The sequence below is a fragment of the Burkholderia sp. HMSC10F09 genome (assembly GCF_001806955.1).
Classification (GTDB): Bacteria; Pseudomonadota; Gammaproteobacteria; order Burkholderiales; family Burkholderiaceae; genus Burkholderia; species Burkholderia multivorans.
Genome location: NZ_KV786750.1, coordinates 1 through 229, shown reverse-complemented (window position 1 = coordinate 229; position 229 = coordinate 1). Strand labels below are relative to the sequence as shown.

The window sequence follows — 229 nt, the reverse complement described above, 5'->3', positions numbered from 1 at the left end:
ATTGCCGCCGAGCGCGCCGGTGACCGTGCTGACCACGCCGTTCAACGCACCCGTCGGGTTGCCGCCGCCCAGTGCCCCGGTCACCTTATCGACCACACCGCTCAGCGCACCACCAGGATTCGTGCCGCCCAGTGCGCCCGTGACGGAATTCACCGCGCCTTGCGCCGTGGTCACGACACCGTTCAATGCGCCAGTCGGACCATTGCCGCCGAGCGCGCCGGTGACCGTG

At 69.9% G+C, this 229-nt stretch carries 1 pseudogene; it reads right to left on the bottom strand.

Features of this window, described 5'->3' with window-relative positions:
* Window positions 1-229, bottom strand: a pseudogene (locus HMPREF3115_RS32490) (hypothetical protein); the annotation flags it as partial.